General features: G+C 66.2%; 14 protein-coding genes. 10 read left to right on the top strand and 4 right to left on the bottom strand.

The window, feature by feature from the left end; translation table 11 throughout:
* Positions 1-258 precede the first annotated feature (258 nt).
* On the bottom strand, positions 259-717 hold the full coding sequence (locus ACHIRB_RS10025) for an SAV_6107 family HEPN domain-containing protein (protein ID WP_395116853.1): 459 nt from the start codon (positions 715-717) through the stop codon (positions 259-261).
* 192 nt (positions 718-909) lie between these two features.
* Here ACHIRB_RS10025 and ACHIRB_RS10020 point away from each other — a divergent pair, with 192 nt between their 5' ends.
* The 5 genes from ACHIRB_RS10020 (at position 910) to ACHIRB_RS10000 (ending at position 5958) form a co-directional block, all read left to right on the top strand.
* Positions 910-1572 (top strand): GNAT family N-acetyltransferase, encoded by a 663-nt coding sequence (locus ACHIRB_RS10020; RefSeq protein ID WP_395116952.1) that lies wholly within the window; start codon positions 910-912, stop codon positions 1570-1572.
* Positions 1569-3131 carry a phytoene desaturase family protein gene (locus ACHIRB_RS10015; RefSeq protein WP_395116855.1) on the top strand — a complete coding sequence of 521 codons (1563 nt, stop codon included), beginning with the start codon at positions 1569-1571 and terminating at the stop codon, positions 3129-3131. The genes ACHIRB_RS10020 and ACHIRB_RS10015 overlap by 4 nt, the downstream gene beginning before the upstream one ends.
* Positions 3128-3955, top strand: coding sequence for a carotenoid biosynthesis protein (locus ACHIRB_RS10010; RefSeq protein WP_395123533.1), 828 nt, complete (start codon positions 3128-3130; stop codon positions 3953-3955). The genes ACHIRB_RS10015 and ACHIRB_RS10010 overlap by 4 nt, the downstream gene beginning before the upstream one ends.
* Before the next feature lie 75 nt (positions 3956-4030).
* Positions 4031-4816: an LppM family (lipo)protein gene (locus ACHIRB_RS10005; RefSeq protein ID WP_233529933.1), complete on the top strand. Its 786-nt coding sequence runs from the start codon at positions 4031-4033 to the stop codon at positions 4814-4816.
* Positions 4813-5958: a glycosyltransferase family 2 protein gene (locus ACHIRB_RS10000; RefSeq protein WP_395116859.1), complete on the top strand. Its 1146-nt coding sequence runs from the start codon at positions 4813-4815 to the stop codon at positions 5956-5958. The genes ACHIRB_RS10005 and ACHIRB_RS10000 overlap by 4 nt, the downstream gene beginning before the upstream one ends.
* Here ACHIRB_RS10000 and ACHIRB_RS09995 read toward each other — a convergent pair.
* On the bottom strand, positions 5932-6900 hold the full coding sequence (locus ACHIRB_RS09995; protein WP_199706816.1) for a methylenetetrahydrofolate reductase: 969 nt from the start codon (positions 6898-6900) through the stop codon (positions 5932-5934). The genes ACHIRB_RS10000 and ACHIRB_RS09995 overlap by 27 nt on opposite strands.
* A gap of 68 nt (positions 6901-6968) precedes the next feature.
* Here ACHIRB_RS09995 and ACHIRB_RS09990 point away from each other — a divergent pair, with 68 nt between their 5' ends.
* From ACHIRB_RS09990 to ACHIRB_RS09980, 3 genes are all read left to right on the top strand, one after another.
* The gene (locus ACHIRB_RS09990) at positions 6969-8126 is read left to right on the top strand and encodes a polyprenyl synthetase family protein (RefSeq protein WP_395116861.1); all 1158 of its coding nucleotides are present in this window, start codon (positions 6969-6971) and stop codon (positions 8124-8126) included.
* Between the two features lie 125 nt (positions 8127-8251).
* The gene (locus ACHIRB_RS09985) at positions 8252-9901 is read left to right on the top strand and encodes an alpha-(1->6)-mannopyranosyltransferase A (protein ID WP_395116863.1); all 1650 of its coding nucleotides are present in this window, start codon (positions 8252-8254) and stop codon (positions 9899-9901) included.
* Positions 9898-10860, top strand: coding sequence for a phytoene/squalene synthase family protein (locus ACHIRB_RS09980; protein ID WP_395116865.1), 963 nt, complete (start codon positions 9898-9900; stop codon positions 10858-10860). The genes ACHIRB_RS09985 and ACHIRB_RS09980 overlap by 4 nt, the downstream gene beginning before the upstream one ends.
* Positions 10861-10891: 31 nt before the next feature.
* On the opposite strand, the gene ACHIRB_RS09975 is transcribed toward ACHIRB_RS09980, so the two are convergent.
* Both ACHIRB_RS09975 and ACHIRB_RS09970 read right to left on the bottom strand, forming a co-directional pair.
* On the bottom strand, positions 10892-11260 hold the full coding sequence (locus ACHIRB_RS09975; RefSeq protein ID WP_199706819.1) for an Rv2175c family DNA-binding protein: 369 nt from the start codon (positions 11258-11260) through the stop codon (positions 10892-10894).
* Between the two features lie 60 nt (positions 11261-11320).
* Entirely contained in the window at positions 11321-14275 is a 2955-nt protein-coding gene (locus tag ACHIRB_RS09970) for a type II toxin-antitoxin system Rv0910 family toxin (protein WP_395123532.1), read from the bottom strand.
* A gap of 108 nt (positions 14276-14383) precedes the next feature.
* On the opposite strand from ACHIRB_RS09970, the gene ACHIRB_RS09965 reads away from it, so the two are divergent.
* Positions 14384-15040, top strand: a complete 657-nt coding sequence (locus ACHIRB_RS09965; protein ID WP_395116869.1) for a TetR/AcrR family transcriptional regulator — start codon at positions 14384-14386, stop codon at positions 15038-15040.
* A gap of 187 nt (positions 15041-15227) precedes the next feature.
* The gene (gene pknB / locus ACHIRB_RS09960; protein ID WP_395123643.1) at positions 15228-17327 is read left to right on the top strand and encodes a Stk1 family PASTA domain-containing Ser/Thr kinase; all 2100 of its coding nucleotides are present in this window, start codon (positions 15228-15230) and stop codon (positions 17325-17327) included.
* Positions 17328-17398 lie beyond the last annotated feature (71 nt).

Below are 17398 nucleotides of genomic sequence, written 5' to 3'. Positions count from 1 at the left end.
CTCCCCCGGCACTAGAAACTGTCGACGTCTGTGTGCAAAGACGACGAATAGCCGACTTTCGCGGCTACCTGTTCACCATGATACGAGGTGAATCTACGTGGGACCACCTACTCGGCAAACGACATGTCAAGAATTGACGCACCAGACCGGCAGGTATCCAATTCGGACACCCTCTCCGAAGCCGGCGCAAACCCGTTATCAGCACGTCGAGCGGCCTTCATCGGCTCGTCACGACCCCGAAACATCCCAAGAATCTGATCAAGCAGAAACTTCGGTGTCCCAGTCCGGTGCCGGGCGTAGCCGTCCTCCGTCGCCGACCGCGTCCTCGACGTCGTGCAAAAAGGCGCCGACGCGGGTGTAGAAGTCGTCCGCCTCGGCAACTGTGACCTCACGCGAGAGACCTGCTTCCAACGCAGCCCTCGTCGCGGAGTGATCGGCAAAGTAATCGGCCCACATCACGAACTCCGGGGCTGCACGAGCCATCAGGACCCAGGCGCTGCGCGACCGCTCGCGGGTCGGCTTGGCCGGCGCGCTGCCGGCGAGCAGCGCAGCAGCACCGCGAAGCGCAGCGAGATAGGCAACCTGGAAGCGCTCTCTCGGATCGTCTTCGCCGACTGCGTCCATCAACAGGCGATCAGCACGCTCCAGCAGGACCCGCGGACCTCGCGTGTTCCCGGGACCGTGAGTTAGCTTGGTCCGAGCAATCTGACCAGCCATGTCAATGACCTCCTCGCTATCGGCCGGACGATTAAGAACCGTTCGCCCGTCGATCCGGCGAAACCCGCTTCCCACGGGCATTCGCCGGATCAACGGCGTCGAACATTCATTCGACGGTTTGAATATAGATCGACCCACCGACAAGTTCGCCAATCGACAAGTCGCCGACAGAAAAGGGTGAGGGCAGTGGAGATCGACCCCGCCATCAACCCAGCGGACACTCCCGTCGTCGTCGATCTGTCCGCAGCCGACGTGCGAGCCAGACTGCGCGAAGCCTTGGCGATCTACGTCGCAGCCATGGAGTACCCACGCGGAACCGAGCACCATCGCGCACCGATGTGGGCCGAACATATTTCGCGGCCGGGGTGGCGTGCTGTCGGTGCAATACTCGCCGACCCGAACTCGCATGCGAATCGAGACTCACCACTGGTCGCCGTTGCGTACGGCTACCGCGGCGCACCGCATCAGTGGTGGCATCAACAGGTCCACGACGGCATGCGCCGATTCGGCTGGACGGAAGAAGCCACTCTCGCGATGCTGTCGAGTTATTTCGAACTCACCGAACTGCACGTCCACCCCGCCGCGCAGGGACACGGTCTCGGCGAGGCCATGTTGCGACGACTCCTCGACGACCGCACCGAACGAACGGCATTGCTCTCCACTCCGGAGGTCGACGGCGAGAGCAACCGCGCCTGGCGGCTGTACCGCAGACTCGGCTTCACCGACGTCGTCAGGCAGTTCACCTTCACCGGCGACAGCAGGCCGTTCGCTGTGCTCGGCAGGCCGCTGCCGTTGCACCTGGCTGCGCGCACGCTGCGGACGCCACTGACGACCGATCCGGCACCGCCGTTGTGATCGATGTCGTCGTCGTCGGCTCGGGACACAACGCTCTCGTCGCCGCGTGTTATCTGGCCGAAGCAGGTTGGTCCGTCGAGGTGCTCGAACGCGACACCGTCTTCGGCGGCGCCGTATCGACGGTGGAACGCTTTCCTGGACACCGCGTCGATCGGGGCTCGTCGGCGCACATCATGATCCGGCACACCGGCATCCTCGACGAGCTCGACCTGGACGCACACGGCCTGCGCTACGTCGATTGCGATCCATGGGCCTTCGCGCCTGCCGGTGTCGACGGCGCTCCCCCGATCGTCTTCCACCGCGACCTCGACCGCACCTGCGAATCGATCCGTGCCGCCTGCGGAACGAGCGATGCCGAGAACTACCGCAGCTTCACCGCCGACTGGGCACCACGAAGCGCTCGGGTGATGCGCGCATTCGGCGGACCGCCGACCGGCCCGAAACTACTGCGCTCGTTCTGGGGACTCGACGTCGGACCGAGCCCGAGCGAACTCTCCCGCCAGTTTCTCACCTCGGGAAATGCGTTGCTGGACGCTACTTTTCGCAGCGAGCGACTCAAAGCCGCACTCGCCTGGTTCGGCGCCCAGTCCGGACCGCCGATGTCGGAGCCGGGTACGGCACCGATGGTCGGGTTCACGGCTCTGATGCACACACTGCCGCCAGGAAGGGCGGTCGGTGGCAGCGGCGCACTGACCGAGGCACTTGCGGCGAAGCTGCAGTCGGACGGCGGCACCATCGTCGGCGGTGACGCCGTCGTCGCACTGCGCCACGCTCGCGACGGTTGGCACGCCGAGACCGCGAACGGACGTTCCGTTCACGCCCGTCGTGTGGTCGCGGGGTGTCACATCTCGACGACCCTCGACCTGCTCGAACGCGGCGGCCACGACCCGACGGTTCTCGACAGTTGGCGCAGACGTATCCGCGTCGGGCCGGGGATCGGCATGGTCGTTCGACTGGCAACAAATGCGCTCCCTCGCTACTCCGGCGCCGACTCCGTCGCGGAATCGACGTCGGGCCTAGGGCTCCTCGTCGCCGACCGAAGTCAGTTGCACCTCGCACACGGCGCCACCCTGGCAGGGGAATTACCCCCTCGCCCAGCTGTTCTGGCGATGAGCTTCAGCGGCATCGACCCGTCGGTCTGCCCTCCGGGCCAGCACCAGGTGTCACTGTGGTCGCAATGGCATCCCTACGCGCCGAGCGGTGGCCGGAACTGGGACGACCTCGCCGAAAGCGAAGCCGACCGGATCGTTGCCGAGGTCGACGCTGTCGCACCGGGATTCGCGGCATCCGTGCTCGACCGGCACGTCCAGACACCGAAGGACCTGGAACGCGAGATGGGCTTGCTCGGGGGCAACATCATGCATCTCGACATGTCGCTCGATCAGATGATGATGTGGCGACCGATCCCCGAGCTCTCGGGACATCGCGTTCCCGGTGCGAGGGGCCTCTACCTGACGGGAGCGTCCACGCACCCCGGCGGTGGGGTGAGCGGGGCGAGCGGTCGGACAGCAGCACGACTTGCGCTGTCCGACGCACGACTACCGTGGCGGCGGAGATGACACTCACACAGCGAATTCCGACCGGTCTGGCGGTGGCGACAATTGCCGCGCAGATCGCGTACCCGCTGACCGACGGCGACGTACGAGATCGGGTGACGATGGCAGTCGTCGCACTGTTCGCTTCGACGTGCCTCAGTCACGCCGTGCTCGTGCGTGGCACCGCGTGGACCCTCGGCTTCCTGCTCTGCACGGGCGGACTCGGGCTTGCGGTCGAAATGCTCGGCACAGCAACCGGTTTCCCGTTCGGCCCATACGACTACGCCGTCGGCCGGCTCGGCAACACGGTCGGCGGCGTCCCCCTCGCGGTCGCGTTGGCCTGGACGGCAGGGATCTACACGGTCTGGACCGTCGCTACGATACTGTTCCGCCGCAACGGATTACAAATTGTCGCGACCGGCTTCGGCGCGGTCGGCTGGGACCTCTATCTCGACCCGCAGATGGTTGCCGACGGCCAGTGGACCTGGCACTCCGAGATGGCTGGCCTACCGGGACTCGGACACATACCCGTCACCAACTATCTGGGCTGGTTCGCTGTCGCCGTCACGATGGCATTTGCGATCTCACGGCTCCCCCGCTCCGACGTCCCGGACGTCCCCGACCGAATGCTTGCGGTGCCAATCGCACTGTTCGTGTGGACCTGGCTCGGCTCCGCGCTCGCTCACGCGGTGTTTCTGTCCGCACCGGAACTGCGCTTCTCCGCGATCTACGGCCTTGTCGTCATGGGTGTGCTCGGCGTCCCGCTGCTGGCACGTATCGCGCCCGAGGTCGCAGCTCGAGTTACCAGCTATGCCGAACTACGAGACCGCGCACCCAAGAATCGCTGATCGCCGCCGGTCGGAGCAGTTCGGGCGAATGTCGGGCGAATGTCGATGACGCGACGACGGCGCTCGGATGGCAGGATGACCTCTGTGCCGCTGACTTCGAGGGACTCCACACGCGGCCGCGTACGTCGCGTCGCCGCTCTGACCATGCTCGCGCTGCTCGTTCCGCTGCTTGCGGGCTGCCTGCGCGTCCAGGTCTCGATGGGCGTTTCCGCCGACGATCGCGTGTCCGGCCAGATCGTCGCCGCGACGGTGCCGAAAGACGAAGCCGACAAGGGTCCGCAGCTGGAACCGCCGGAGTCACTCGAATCGAAAGTCCGTGTGCAGGAGTACAAGCAGGACGGCTACGTCGGCAGCCAGGCCTTCTTCCAGGGACTGTCGTTCGGCGACGTGCAGCAGCTCGGTCTGATGTCGGATCAGAGCGCGGGTGCGTTCCAGTTGCAGCTGCAGCGCAGTGGCGACCTCGTGACATTGACCGGCAAGGTCGACCTGAAGTCCGTTCCAGCACAGGGCACCGACGTGCAGTTCACCATCGCCTTTCCCGCCCGCGTCGCAACGACGAACGGCACGAGGGAAAACGACTCGATCGTCTCGTGGAAGCTGCCACCCGGTGAGGTGACGACGATCCGCGCAGAGGTCAGATACTCGGATCCGAACACCCGCAGCTTCGCAGGCTGGGCGGGAATCGTCGGCGGCGCGACACTCGGCGTTGCCGCGATCATCGCCGCGCTCGCCTACGTCACCCGCGATCCGAGGCCTAGGCCGGGCGGCGGCGGTGCCGCCGCGGGCGGCCTCTCGTTGCCGGGCAAGCTCTCGGGCAAGCTGGGCGGCCGCAAGAAGGAAGAGCAGACCGAAGACGCGTGAGGGTAGCGCGGCTCGGCACAGTTCTCGCCGTCGCCGGAGCGACGGTCGCCGTGTTCAACCGGTGCACCGTCGGGCAACTGCGTTCCGGGCGAACGAGGTCGGAGCCTGTGACGGTGTGCGTGCCCGCCCGCAACGAAGCACAGCGCCTACCGGAACTGATCGGTGATCTGCGCGCACAGACCGGTGTCGCTGCGTTACGCGTGCTGATTCTCGACGACAACTCCACCGACGACACCTACGCCGCCGCTGTTGCCGCGATCGACGGCGACACCCGATTCGCACTGCATCGCAGCGAAGCAGACCCCGCACCCGGCTGGACGGGCAAGGCGGCAGCGTGCTCGACACTCGCCGACCTCGCCGAGACCTCCCCGGGTCCCGATGCAGGCACCATCGTGTTTCTCGACGCCGACGTCCGGCTCGAACCCGGCGCGCTCGCCGCAGCCGTCGACGAATCGAAACGGTCCGGCGTTGCGCTGCTGACCGCGTGGCCTCGACAGGACGCGCTTACCCCGACCGAACGTTTGATTCAGCCGCTGCTGTGCTGGTCGTGGGCCTCGACGCTGCCGATCGCGCCGTCGCAGCGGTCCCTGCGTCCGTCGATGGCTGTGGCCTGTGGGCAGTTTTTGGTGTTCGATGCCGCGTCCTATCGCGCTGTCGGCGGCCACAGCGCCGTTGCCGCAAGCGTCACCGAGGATCTCGATCTGGCCCGCGCCGTACGCCGCGCCGGAATGCGAACCTCTGTCGTCGGGGCTGGTTCGCTTGCCCGCTGTCGGATGTATCGGACCTCCGACGATCTGGAGCAGGGCTACGAGCGCTGGCTGTGGACCGCATACGGTTCGGTGGCAGGCAGCGCCGCAGTCGGCGCCTACGCGGTGCTGGCGTACGTGATTCCGCCGCTCGCAGCGGTTTTCGGCAGCGAGCGCCGGTGGGGCCTGATCGGGTACACCGCCGCGGTCGCAGGCAGGGTTGCTGCCCGATCGACCGAAAGCGGCGGATCGACGACGGCTATGCCGGATGCCCTGCTACACCCGGTGTCGGTGCTGCTGTATCTGCGATTGACCTGGCGTTCGCACCGGTCGCGACGACGCGGCACCCTCGCCTGGAAGGGCAGGGCGCTAGACGTGGGTGACAGCGAGACCTAGGTTCGCCAGCACTTCGCTCGTCGCACGAGCGAAATTCAACGTGATGAAGTGCAGCGCCGGTGCGCCCTCGGCGATCAGACGCTCGCCCATCTTGGTGGCGACGTCGATGCCGACCTCACGTACGGCGGCCCGATTTTCCTCCGGCCCGTCGCCTGCGGCGGCAGCGAGCCGTGCCTCCAACGCCGGCGGAAGCACAGATCCGGACAACTCCACCATCTTGCGGACAGAGCGCAGCGATGTGATCGGCATCAACTCGGGAATGATCGGCTTGGCGGCCTGCTCGGCGTCGAGCAGTGCGACCCGATCACGCAACCGTAGGTAGTGCTCTACGTCGAAGAACATCTGGGTTATCGAATACTCAGCGCCCGCACGCAGTTTCGAGACCAGGAACTTGGTGTCGTGCGCGAGGTCGGGCGAACGATGGTGACCCTCGGGGAACGACGCGACGCCGACATGGAAGTCACCGAGATCACGCACCAGCCGAACCAGTTCGTCGGCATATTCGACGCCGTCGGGATGCTTGCACCACTCGCCCATCGGATCGCCGGGCGGGTCGCCGCGCAGCACGAGAATATTGCGAATGCCGCGGTCCGCGTATGCGCCGACCATCGATCGCAGCTCGTCGACACTGTGCGATACCGCGGTCAGGTGTGCGACCGGCAGCAGCGTCGTCTCCTCCGCAAGCTGGCCGGTGACGCGAACCGTTCTGTCGCGTGTCGATCCGCCCGCACCGTAGGTCATGGACACGAACGCCGGTTGCAGCCGCTCGAATTCCCGCACAGCTCGCCAGAGCCGCGCCTCTGCGGCAGCGTCTCGCGGTGGGGAGAATTCGACGGAGAACGGCACTCGGCCGCCCTCGTCGGTCCGCAGTCGGTCCACGATCGAAGGCGTTCGGGATACCCAGCCCGCGCTGTCGCGGCCCCGGACGGAATCGAATGTCACCGGGCAAGCATAGGTGAGCCAACTCGGAGAGCAGGTGTGGCCGGTCTCGTCGGTGCACCCCACTATGGTTGGGATGCACCCGCACCCGAGATCGCTCTCGGCCGATCTGGGAGGTACTTCTGTCCGCCGGAGTTGTCCCGATCTCGACCGAACCCGCAGAACTTTCCGCCGCATTCGAGTCGGCTCTGCGTGCATTCTTCGCGTCGCGGCGGGAGTTGGTCGATCCGGTCGGCGGCGATTTCGCAGCGGCGGTGCGCCACCTCGAAGAGTTCGTCCTGCGGGGCGGCAAACGTATTCGGCCGGCTTTCGCCTGGACCGGTTGGCTGGGTGCCGGTGGCGATCCGGCAGCCGACCCCGTCAACGCCTCCGGTGTTCTACAGGTCTGCGCGGCACTCGAACTCGTGCAGGCCTGCGCGCTGATTCACGACGACATCATCGATTCCTCGCACACCAGGCGCGGCTTCCCGACCGTTCACGTGACCTTCACCGATCGGCACACCTCGCACGGTTGGTCGGGTGAAGCTGCACAGTTCGGGTCCGCTGCCGCGATTCTGCTCGGCGATCTGGCGCTGGCCTGGGCGGACGACATGGTGCGTGAAGCGAAGCTCGATCCGGCAGCGGTCGCTCGGTTGGCTCCGGTCTGGTCGGCAATGCGCACCGAGGTCCTCGGCGGTCAGTTCCTCGACATCGCAGGTGAGGCGAGTGGCGACGAAAGTGTCGAGGCGGCGCTCCGCATCAATCGCTATAAAACCGCGTCGTACACGATCGAACGGCCACTGCACATCGGAGCGTTGCTCGCCGATGCCGACGCATCGCTCATCGAGGCATACCGGACCTTCGGCACCGACATAGGCATCGCGTTTCAGCTGCGCGACGACCTGCTCGGCGTCTTCGGCGACCCCTCGATCACCGGTAAACCGTCCGGCGACGACCTGCGCGAAGGCAAACGGACGGTGCTCTACGCCGTCGCCCTACAGCGCGCCGACGCGAGTGCGCCCGGTGCGGCGCAACGGCTGCGCGACGGGATCGGCACCGACCTTTCCGACGCCGCCGTCGACGACATCCGCAGGACGCTGATCGATCTCGGTGCTGTCGACGACGTCGAGCACCGGATCGGCACGCTCACCGCTCGCGCGCTCACCGCGCTGGACAGCAGCAGCGCGACGCCACAGGTCAAAGACCGCTTGCGAGCGATGGCGTTGGCGGCGACGGCGCGCAATTCCTGACCCGGCGCCCGGCCACCGCGAGGCAGAAGCGTGGTTTTCGCCCGCTAGCTACTAAACTCGGTACCCGACCGGACACTTCCACGGCCAATGCGGCCTGCGCACCTTCGAGGGAGGAAACACTGCAGATGTCCCTCCTCACCTCGCGCACCAGATTCTCCGCCGCGTCCCGCACGATGTCGCACTTCGTCCGCAGCCCAGAGGGGCATGCCGCGGTGCTCGGTTTCGTCGGCTCGCTCATGATCATGTTCGGCGGCTTCGGCGCAGGCAGTGTCCGCCGCCAGGATCCGCTGCTCGAATCGGCGCATCTGTCGTGGTTGCGCTACGGACACGGGCTGGCCTTGTCGACCGCATTCGTGTGGATCGGCGTCGTGTTGATGATCACCGCGTGGGTTCGGCTCGGGCGAGCGACGATCGCGGGTGGTGTCACCCTGAACGAACTGCGCGCCATCGTCCCGATGTGGATCGGACCACTGCTGCTCGCGGTGCCGATGTTCAGCCGCGACGCCTACTCCTACCTCGCTCAGGGCGCCCTGCTGCGGGACGGCTTCGACCCCTACGCCGTCGGTCCCGTTGCCAATCCCGGTGTCCTGCTGGACAACGTGAGCAACGTATGGACGACGACGACGGCTCCGTACGGTCCAATTTTTCTGCTGCTCGGCAAGGCGATCACCACGATCACCGGCGAGAACGTCGTCGCGGGCACCATGCTGTTGCGGCTGACGATGTTGCCCGGTCTTGCGCTGATGATGTGGGCGGTCCCCCACATCGCCCGCCACCTCGGCGGTAAGCCCGCTGTCGCACTGTGGCTCGCCGTCCTCAATCCCCTTGTGCTGATTCACCTCATCGGTGGCGTGCACAACGAGATGCTGATGGTCGGCCTGATGGCCGCAGGCATCGCGCTCGTCCTCGAGCATCACCACGTCGCAGGCATCGTCGTCGTCGCAGTCGGTGTCGCCATCAAGGCGACCGCGGGTATCGCGCTGCCGTTCCTGGTGTGGATCTGGATGGTGCACGAACGCGAGCGCCGCGCCGAACTCGCTGCGCGCAACGGTAGGACCGAGCCCGAACGGCACAGCGAGATCGGATTGTTCCTGCGAACGGCAAGCGCGGGGGTCGGTGTCTTCGCGGTCGTGTTCGTCGTCGCATCGGCGATCGCGGGCGTCGGAATCGGCTGGCTCACAGCGCTGTCCGGCTCCGCCAAGATCATCAACTGGCTGTCGCTGCCGACGATCATGGCGCACCTGGTGACGGTCGGAACGTCGTGGTTCGCCGATGTGCGGCTCGCGCCCGTTCTCGAGGTGACGCGGTTGATGTGCGCGATCGCGCTGCTCGTGATCCTCGTGTGGACCTGGTGGCGCTTCCGGCGCAGCGAACGCGAAGCGGTGATGGGCATCTTGATCGCGTTCGTCGCGATCGTCATCCTCTCCCCCGCCGCGCTGCCGTGGTACTACTCGTGGCCACTTGCGCTCGCGGCCGGATTCGCGCTCTCCACAACGACATTGATGATTCTGGTCGGGCTCTCGACCTGGCTCATGCTGGTATTCCAGCCGGACGGTTCGATCGGTCTCTACACGTTCCCGCACGTCGCCGCTGCAACCTTCGCAGCCATCGTCGCCGCGTTGTCGTTGCGTACGGTCGATCCCCTACGGCTACGCGCCACACCCGACGAGGTAGCCGGTCTCGACTCGAAGCCGGTTGTCCAAGCTGGAGACGTGCCACAGCAGCCCGCACCTGCGGACCGAGTACAACCATCGACGGATCGAGCCGGCAGATGACCACCACAACTCCGCAGCTCAGCGTCGAACTGGAAGCCGCCTACGACCTGTGCCGGGAGGTGGCGGTCGGCCACGGACGCACGTACTACCTTGCGACGCGGCTGCTACCTGCCGACCGGCGTCCCGGATTTCATTCGCTGTACGCGTTTGCGCGCACGATCGACGATCTGGTCGACGTCGAAGCGGGTTCGAGCCGTACCTGGGAGGAATGCGCCCGAGAGCTCGACCGGATCGAGGCACAGCTGCACGAGTTGATCACAGCGGACGATCAGAGCACGGTCGAGCTCGACCCCAACTGGCGACCGACCCTGCTCGCGTTCGCCGACACGATGGCTCGTTACGAAGTCGATCCCGACCACGTCTGGGGTTTTCTCGGCGCGATGCGGATGGATCTGCCTGGCACGGAACGCTTCCGAACGAGATACACGACGATGGCAGAGCTCCGCGAATACATGGACGCGTCCGCCGCGACGATCGGTATGCAACTGCTCGCGGTGCTCGGCGCCGTCGTGCCGCTCGAGGTGGCGCGACCCCGTGCTGCCGCGCTCGGCCAGGCGTTCCAGCTCACCAACTTCATCCGCGATGTCGGTGAAGATCTCCAGCGTGGGCGGCTGTACCTACCCGCTGACGAACTCGCGGTGTTCGGCGTCGACTACGACCTGTTGCTGCACTGCCAGCGGACCGCGACCACCGATCGTCGTGTTCGTAATGCGTTGGCACACTTCGCCGCGATCAATCGGTCGATCTACCGAACAGCCCGACCGGGTATCGACATGCTCGACCCGCAGGTCCGTCCGGCGATGCGCGCCGCGTACACCCTCTACGCCGACATCCTCGATCAGATCGAGAAAGCCGACTTCCGCGTGCTCGACCGCAGAGCCGTCGTTCCGAGGTCTCGCCGGTTCGCTGTCGCCGCGCCGGAGTTCGCGCGTGCGCTTGCCGCTCGACGCCTCGGCTGAGCCATCGTTACGGCGCTCGAAACCCGTTGCGCTAGAACGCCATCGCTTGCGCTCGGCGGATTATTTCGCGCGCTTGGTGCCCGCGAAGAGCCTGGGCGGGCGTGCCGGACAGGCTGTCGTCCTCGGTGAACAGCCACCGCAGCGTCTCAGCCTCGGAGTAGCCGCCGTCGCGAAGCACGGCGAGTAGACCGGGCAGGAACTTGACTATGGTGCCGTCGTCGTTGAAGAACGCATCGGGTACCCCGATGTAGCCGTCGCGCTTCACCGCGAGCAGTTGCCTGTCCCGCAGTAGCTGGTGGACCCGCGTCACCACGACGCCCAGATGTTTTGCCACGTCAGGAAGTTGCAGCAGCGAAACCGAGGCTGGCAGCACGTCGTCGCTGTATGGAATTGCACTCACGACGCATACGTTATCTGTTCACCCACCGTTCGTGGGAGTCCGATCCGCGGCAGGTCGCGCTCACCGCCCCCGCCACACCGGATTTCGCTTCTCTGCGAATGCGCGCACCCCTTCGGTTGCATCGTCGGAAAACAGTGCGGTGGCAGCGATCTCGGTCTGTTTGTCGAAGCCCTCGTCGTGGGTCCAGTCGGCTGACTCGTCGACGATCCGCTTGCTCGCGGCGAGGCTCAGCGGCGCGTTGACAGCAATCTGTTCGGCGAGTTCGAGCGCGACGTCGAGCGCTTTGCCGGGTTCGGCGAGCCGGTTGACCAACCCGAGATCGGCGAGCCTGGTTGCCTGCATCGGATCGCCGGTCAGAGCCAGTTCCATCGCGATGTTGCGCGGCAGTCGTTCTCGCAGCCGCATGACGCCGCCGCCCGCGGCCACGAGGCCGCGTTTCGGCTCGGGGATGCCGAACTGCGAGTTGTTCGCGGCGACGATCAGGTCGGCGGACAGAGCGAGTTCGCAACCGCCGGCGAGAGCGGGGCCCTCGACGGCGGCGATCAGGGGTTTGCTCGGCGGCTTGGCCGAGATACCGAGCGGCCCACGCTTCTCTGTGAGTGGATATTCTCCGCGCGCAGCGGCTTTGAGATCCATACCCGAGCAGAACGATCCGCCCGCGCCGGTGAGGATCGCGACGCGGGCGTCGGGATCGGCCTCGAACGCATCGATCGCACGTTCCAACGCCGTCGCAGTCGCGAGGTCGACGGCATTTCGGACATGCGGCCTGTTCAGCGTTATCACGGTGACGGCACCGCGGCGCTCGACCAGCACGGGTGCGGGCGGTGGCTCCGGCAGGTCGGTCGCGACCTTGGAATCGATCGTCAGTTCGTCCGAGGCGAGGACGGTCACGGGCAGACCGAGTGCATCACCGTCGACGAGTTCGGCGACTATCTCGGGCTGCGTCGTGCGCACGAGCACACGTTCGCCGCCCGGGGTGAGCACGCTGAGGATGCCGGCTTCGGGTCCACCGTCCCTGTCGAACGGGACCGTGTACGCCTCGACGACCGCTGGACCCCGATAGCCCGACCGTGCGGGGCGAGACGGCGGGTTGTCCACGATCGGCTGCAGATACCGGTAGTCCTGTTGGGGCGGAGTCGCGGAATAGATGCCGATCGCGTGTTTGGTGACGTACCAGCCGAGCGAGGTCGACAGCCCGAACGACGACGGATCCTCGCGTAGGCGCCCGACTAGCGTTGCAACGGCATGCGAACCGTAGTTGTTTCCTGGACCGCCGCCGAACGTGAGACCGCCGGTCACCGTCAGCGGGCGCGTCGGATCGTCGGCGTCGAGTCCGAGTTCGCGTGCGGCTATCTGCACCGCCGACGGGAAGCACGCGTAGAGGTCCACGTGCTTGACGTCGTCGATGCCGATTCCGCTGTGTCGCAACGCCGAAGCACCGATCGCGTTGATGGCAGGTGACGCAGCCAGTTCGGCGCGTTCGGAGACGAACCACTCGTCGTATGCCGACGCTCCCGCGTGCAGGAAGACCCATTTCTCCTGCGGCACACCGGCTGCCTCCGCGGCCGCGACGCTGCACAGGATGATGCCACTCGCCATGTCGACCTGGAGGTTCGCGCACAGCAGCTTGGTGTACGGGGCGGAGATCAAGCGATTCGACTCGGCAGGGGTCGCGATGGCGGCCGCATCGAATTCTTCCGGTTGCCAAGCATTTTCGTTTGCCGCAGCCACACTCGAGTACCGCGACCACAGTTCGGAGATTGCCTCGGTGTGTTCCTTCGGCGCCCGGCCGAGTACCCGCCTGTTCGAAGATTCGAGCAGGGCGTACATATAGATCGGCGCGCCGAGCCCGACCCGGGCCTCGGACTCGTTGTTGGCTGCCCTGTCGGTTCCGATGGTCGGGGCGGGAGTGACGTCGACTCCCTGTTCGGGCCAATGCAAGTCGACGCCGGTCTTCGCCGCGGCAGCGAGCGTTGCGCCTGCTTCGGCACCGGCGAGCAGAACGACGTCGAGTTCACCGTCCATTACGGCCTGCGCCGCACTGTTGATCATCACCTGCGCACCGTCACCGCCGAACGGGCTCGACTGTACGGAGGTGGCGCGGCGCGCGTCGAGTGCATCGGCAACCAGGGAACCCATGTCGCGGTATTGCCACGACGCGCTCGCAACGGAGTAGACCGCATCGGCCGACCGTAGTAGCGACTCCCCCGCGCCACTGTCCTTCCCTGCTCGTCGGAGCGCTTGAACAGCAAGGGCAGCAGGATCTTTCGAGAAAGCGGGCGCCCGCTGGGTGACTTGGCCGACGCCGACGATCACCGGGGTGTTCGGCGGGAGCGTTCGGCCCGATGCGTGATGGAGTACCGGTGCGCGACGTGCCCCTGGCGCCGAGATCGGACCTGCGGCAGCGATCGCGGCAGGTAGTTTGCCGAGCGACTCGGCCATCGCTTCGCCGAGACTACGAACGACCGACGCACCCATCGGCCCCTCGATGGGCTGCCCGGACAGTCCGGCGTCGAAGTAAACGGTCGTCGTGGCTCCCGCGGAACGAGTCGTGAGCCAGAACCCGACCGTCAGACCCATCGGCCCTGCGCCCTGCAATTCGACGACCGAGCCGTCGTTGCCTGCAACGGTCCACCGAATGTCGGCGGGAATGCCCATGAACTTGCCCTGTTGAACGAACGTCGCACCTGGATCGAGGGCGGTCGGCGGGTCGCCACGCCACCCGACGTGTGTCGTCAGCCATTCGCCGAACCGGTTGGGGTCGGCGAGATAGGCAGCCACCGAGTCGGCCGCAACTGGGACTTCGACGCTCGCGTGCGTCTGCCGTACGAAGTCGGCGACACCTGCGGGCGGGACGTAGTCACCGAGGTTTGCAGCCTGTGACTCCGCGGCGCCGAACAGACCGCCGACCAGGTCCGCGAGTATCCGCGGATCCTTGCGAACCGTCGCCGCGAGCTGCCCGGCTGCGCGCAAGCTCGCTCGAGCCTGCCGAACCGACCTGTCGATCCCACTCATGCAAACTCACCCAATCTTTTGTCATCGCGCCGTGTCATCGCCCCGTCATCGAACCAACGATTCTGCGACTATTAGACGGATATTAGTCTCACGTGTCAAAATCATCGAGTGACACGACCCGGCGCGCCGCTCCCCAGCCTGATGGGACGTGCCGTTGCGAGGGCACTCCTGACCGGCCCACAGGCAACAGAGGCCGACGCGCGAATCTTCGAAGCCACCATCGCCGTCCTGGCACGACGCGGCACCCGCGAAGCGACGATGGACGATGTGGCGGCCGAATCGGGAGTGAGCCGGGCGACACTGTTCCGCCGCTTCTCGGGCAAGGACGAACTGTTCGAGCGTGCGTTGACGAGAGAGATCGGGTTGCTGCTCGCCGGGCTCGCACAGCGCTTCGAGGTGATCACCGACCCGACCGAGCAGGTGATCGAAGGTTTTCTCGACTGCATGCGCCTCAACGACCACATCCTGTTCAAGACAACCGATCCCGAGCGACGTACCGACCTCGTAGACGCCCTCTGCCATGGCGATCCGTCCCCGATTGCCCTGGTGCACTACGCCGTTCGAAGCAATATCGCCAAGAATCAAGCCGCGGGAAAGATTCCGCCCGGGCTGCCCGACCTCCAGGCCGATGCCTTGATCCACATCTGCATCGGCTACCTGGCCGCACCGTCGGTCGCGATCGATCTGACCGACCCGGACGCCGTTCGAACTCTCGCGAGAGTCGCCATCGCGCCGATCCTCACCGGGGCGACCGTCGCGCAGTGACCGCGGGCCGACCGACAGTGTGGCCGACATCCTCTCGACCTCACCTGCCACGATGGCGGAGTCGAAGTAGATTCTCGCTACCATCGAGTACTGAGCCTGCGCCGACGGAGTGCAGCGAAAGCCTCCAGTGCAGGCTTGTCGAGATCGGAGGTGGGGCGTGAGTATCGACGGTCACTTGGTCGGCACGATGCTCGATCGCCGCTACCGCATCGATGCCCAGATCGCCCGCGGTGGCATGTCCACAGTGTTCCGTGGGCTCGATACTCGGCTCGATCGTCCGGTCGCGATCAAGGTGATGGATCCGAAGTTCGCCGCCGATCCCAAGTTTCTCAGCCGGTTCGAGTTCGAAGCCCGGGCTGTCGCGCGACTGAAGCACGTCGGCCTCGTCGCGGTGTACGACCAGGGCCTCGACGGCGAGCTCGCCTTCCTCGTCATGGAACTAGTCGAAGGCGGCACCCTGCGTGAACTGCTACGCGAACGCGGGCCGATGCCGCCGCATGCCGTCCGCGCGGTCGCCGAGCCGGTCCTCGACGCATTGGGCGTCGCACACGCGGCCGGACTCGTCCATCGCGACATCAAGCCGGAGAACGTACTCATCTCCGACACCGGCGAGGTCAAGCTCGCCGACTTCGGACTGGTCCGTGCCATCGCCGCCTCCAGCACGACGTCGAGCAGCGTGATTCTCGGCACCGCCGCCTACCTGTCCCCCGAGCAGGTCGCGACCGGTGTTGCCGATGCGCGCAGCGACGTCTACTCGATGGGTGTGCTCGTCTTCGAGATGCTCACGGGCGATACGCCGTTCACCGGCGACACCTCGCTGTCGATCGCCTATCAACGACTCCAGAACGACGTACCGAGCCCGAGCGATTTCATCGAAGGCGTCCCCGACGAGTTCGTCGACCTCGTTCTCGACGCGACGGCTCGCGAACCGGGCCATCGCTACGACAACGCCGCGGCGATGGCCTTCGCACTGCGGGGCATCGCCAGGACCCTGCAACTGCCCGACTACCGCGTGCCTGCGCCGCGGCGCTCGGCCGAGCATGCGAGCGCAGGGTTCGCTCTGCCACGGTCGGTGCACGAGCCGACGAAGCATCACGGTGACGCGCGATCGGCTCCCCCTCAGGTTGCTCCGCCCGCGCCACCCCCGGCCGCGGCACCGCCGGTCCGCCAGCATGCGCCGACAACGGCGATGGTCGATCCACTACGCGGCGCCACGACGGACCACGCGTTCCATCAATCGCACGGCACAACCGCGCAACCACACGTTCACCACACGAAAGTGGTCACGGCGGCCACACAGCGGCCACTCGAATTCCGACCACCCGAAAGCGGCTCGGCCAGTGGGGTCCCCGCACCTGCGGGTGGTTCCGGGTACCGCTTCCCCGAGCACGTCGACAATCGGCGGCGATCGCGCCGCACGATGATCGTGTGGCTGCTGATCGTGCTGTTCCTTGCACTTGCGGTCGGGTTCGGCGGCTGGTGGATGGGATCGGGCAAGTACACAGCCGTTCCAACCATCGACGGCCTCGATCGCGATGCCGCAACGACGGCATTGTCGGAAGCCGGGCTCGATCCGGTGATCCGAAATCAACATTCGGACACCGTGCCTCCTGACGCGATCATCGGCACAGACCCAGCCGCAGGCTCGCGGATCGCGCGCAATTCGACTGTGGCTCTTGTCGTTTCGGCCGGAAAGCCGGTCGTGCCACCGTTGTCGGCCACCGGCGAATCCGTCGAGGCCGTGCAGACGAAGATCCGCGAGGCGTCACTGACACCGATCGACGGCGGCGAGGCGTTCAGTAAAACAGCACCGATCGGCACGGTCGCGGCGCTCGATCCCGCTCCGGGAACGGTCGTCGCCGTCGACTCGCGGGTGAAGATCGTTCGCAGCAAAGGCGCACCGCCGGTGGAACTGCCCGATGTGCGAGGCCAGACAGCCGACGAGGCGCGCCGAAGCCTCGAAGCAGAAGGCATCCTGGTCCGCGATACCCAGACGAAATTCGACAACGGCACCGACGGTGGCGACGTGATCGCCACCGAGCCGAAAGCGGGCACCACCGTCCCGGTGGGTACCGAGGTCACGCTGATCGTCTCCGACGCCGTGAAGGTGCCGTCGCTGTCCGGCAAGTCGGTCAGCTCGGCACGCGACGAACTGACCGGCCTCGGACTGGAAATTCAGGTTCGCCAGGTAGCCCCGACCGACCGGTCCGTCGTCCTCACCCAATTCCCCTCCGGCGGAACGCGCGTGCAGCGCGGCAGCAGCGTCACAGTCGTTTCGTTGCCCTGAGGCCGCACGCGGCTCGTGAGTCCTTTCGGAGGGCGGGGAGGCTGTTGCTGAATCGCGCGTGGCGTTGAGGT

Source organism: Antrihabitans spumae (assembly GCF_043944905.1).
Lineage (GTDB): Bacteria > Actinomycetota > Actinomycetes > Mycobacteriales > Mycobacteriaceae > Antrihabitans > Antrihabitans spumae.
The sequence above is the reverse complement of the archived record's forward strand: the minus strand, read 5'-3'. Positions and strand labels throughout refer to the sequence as shown.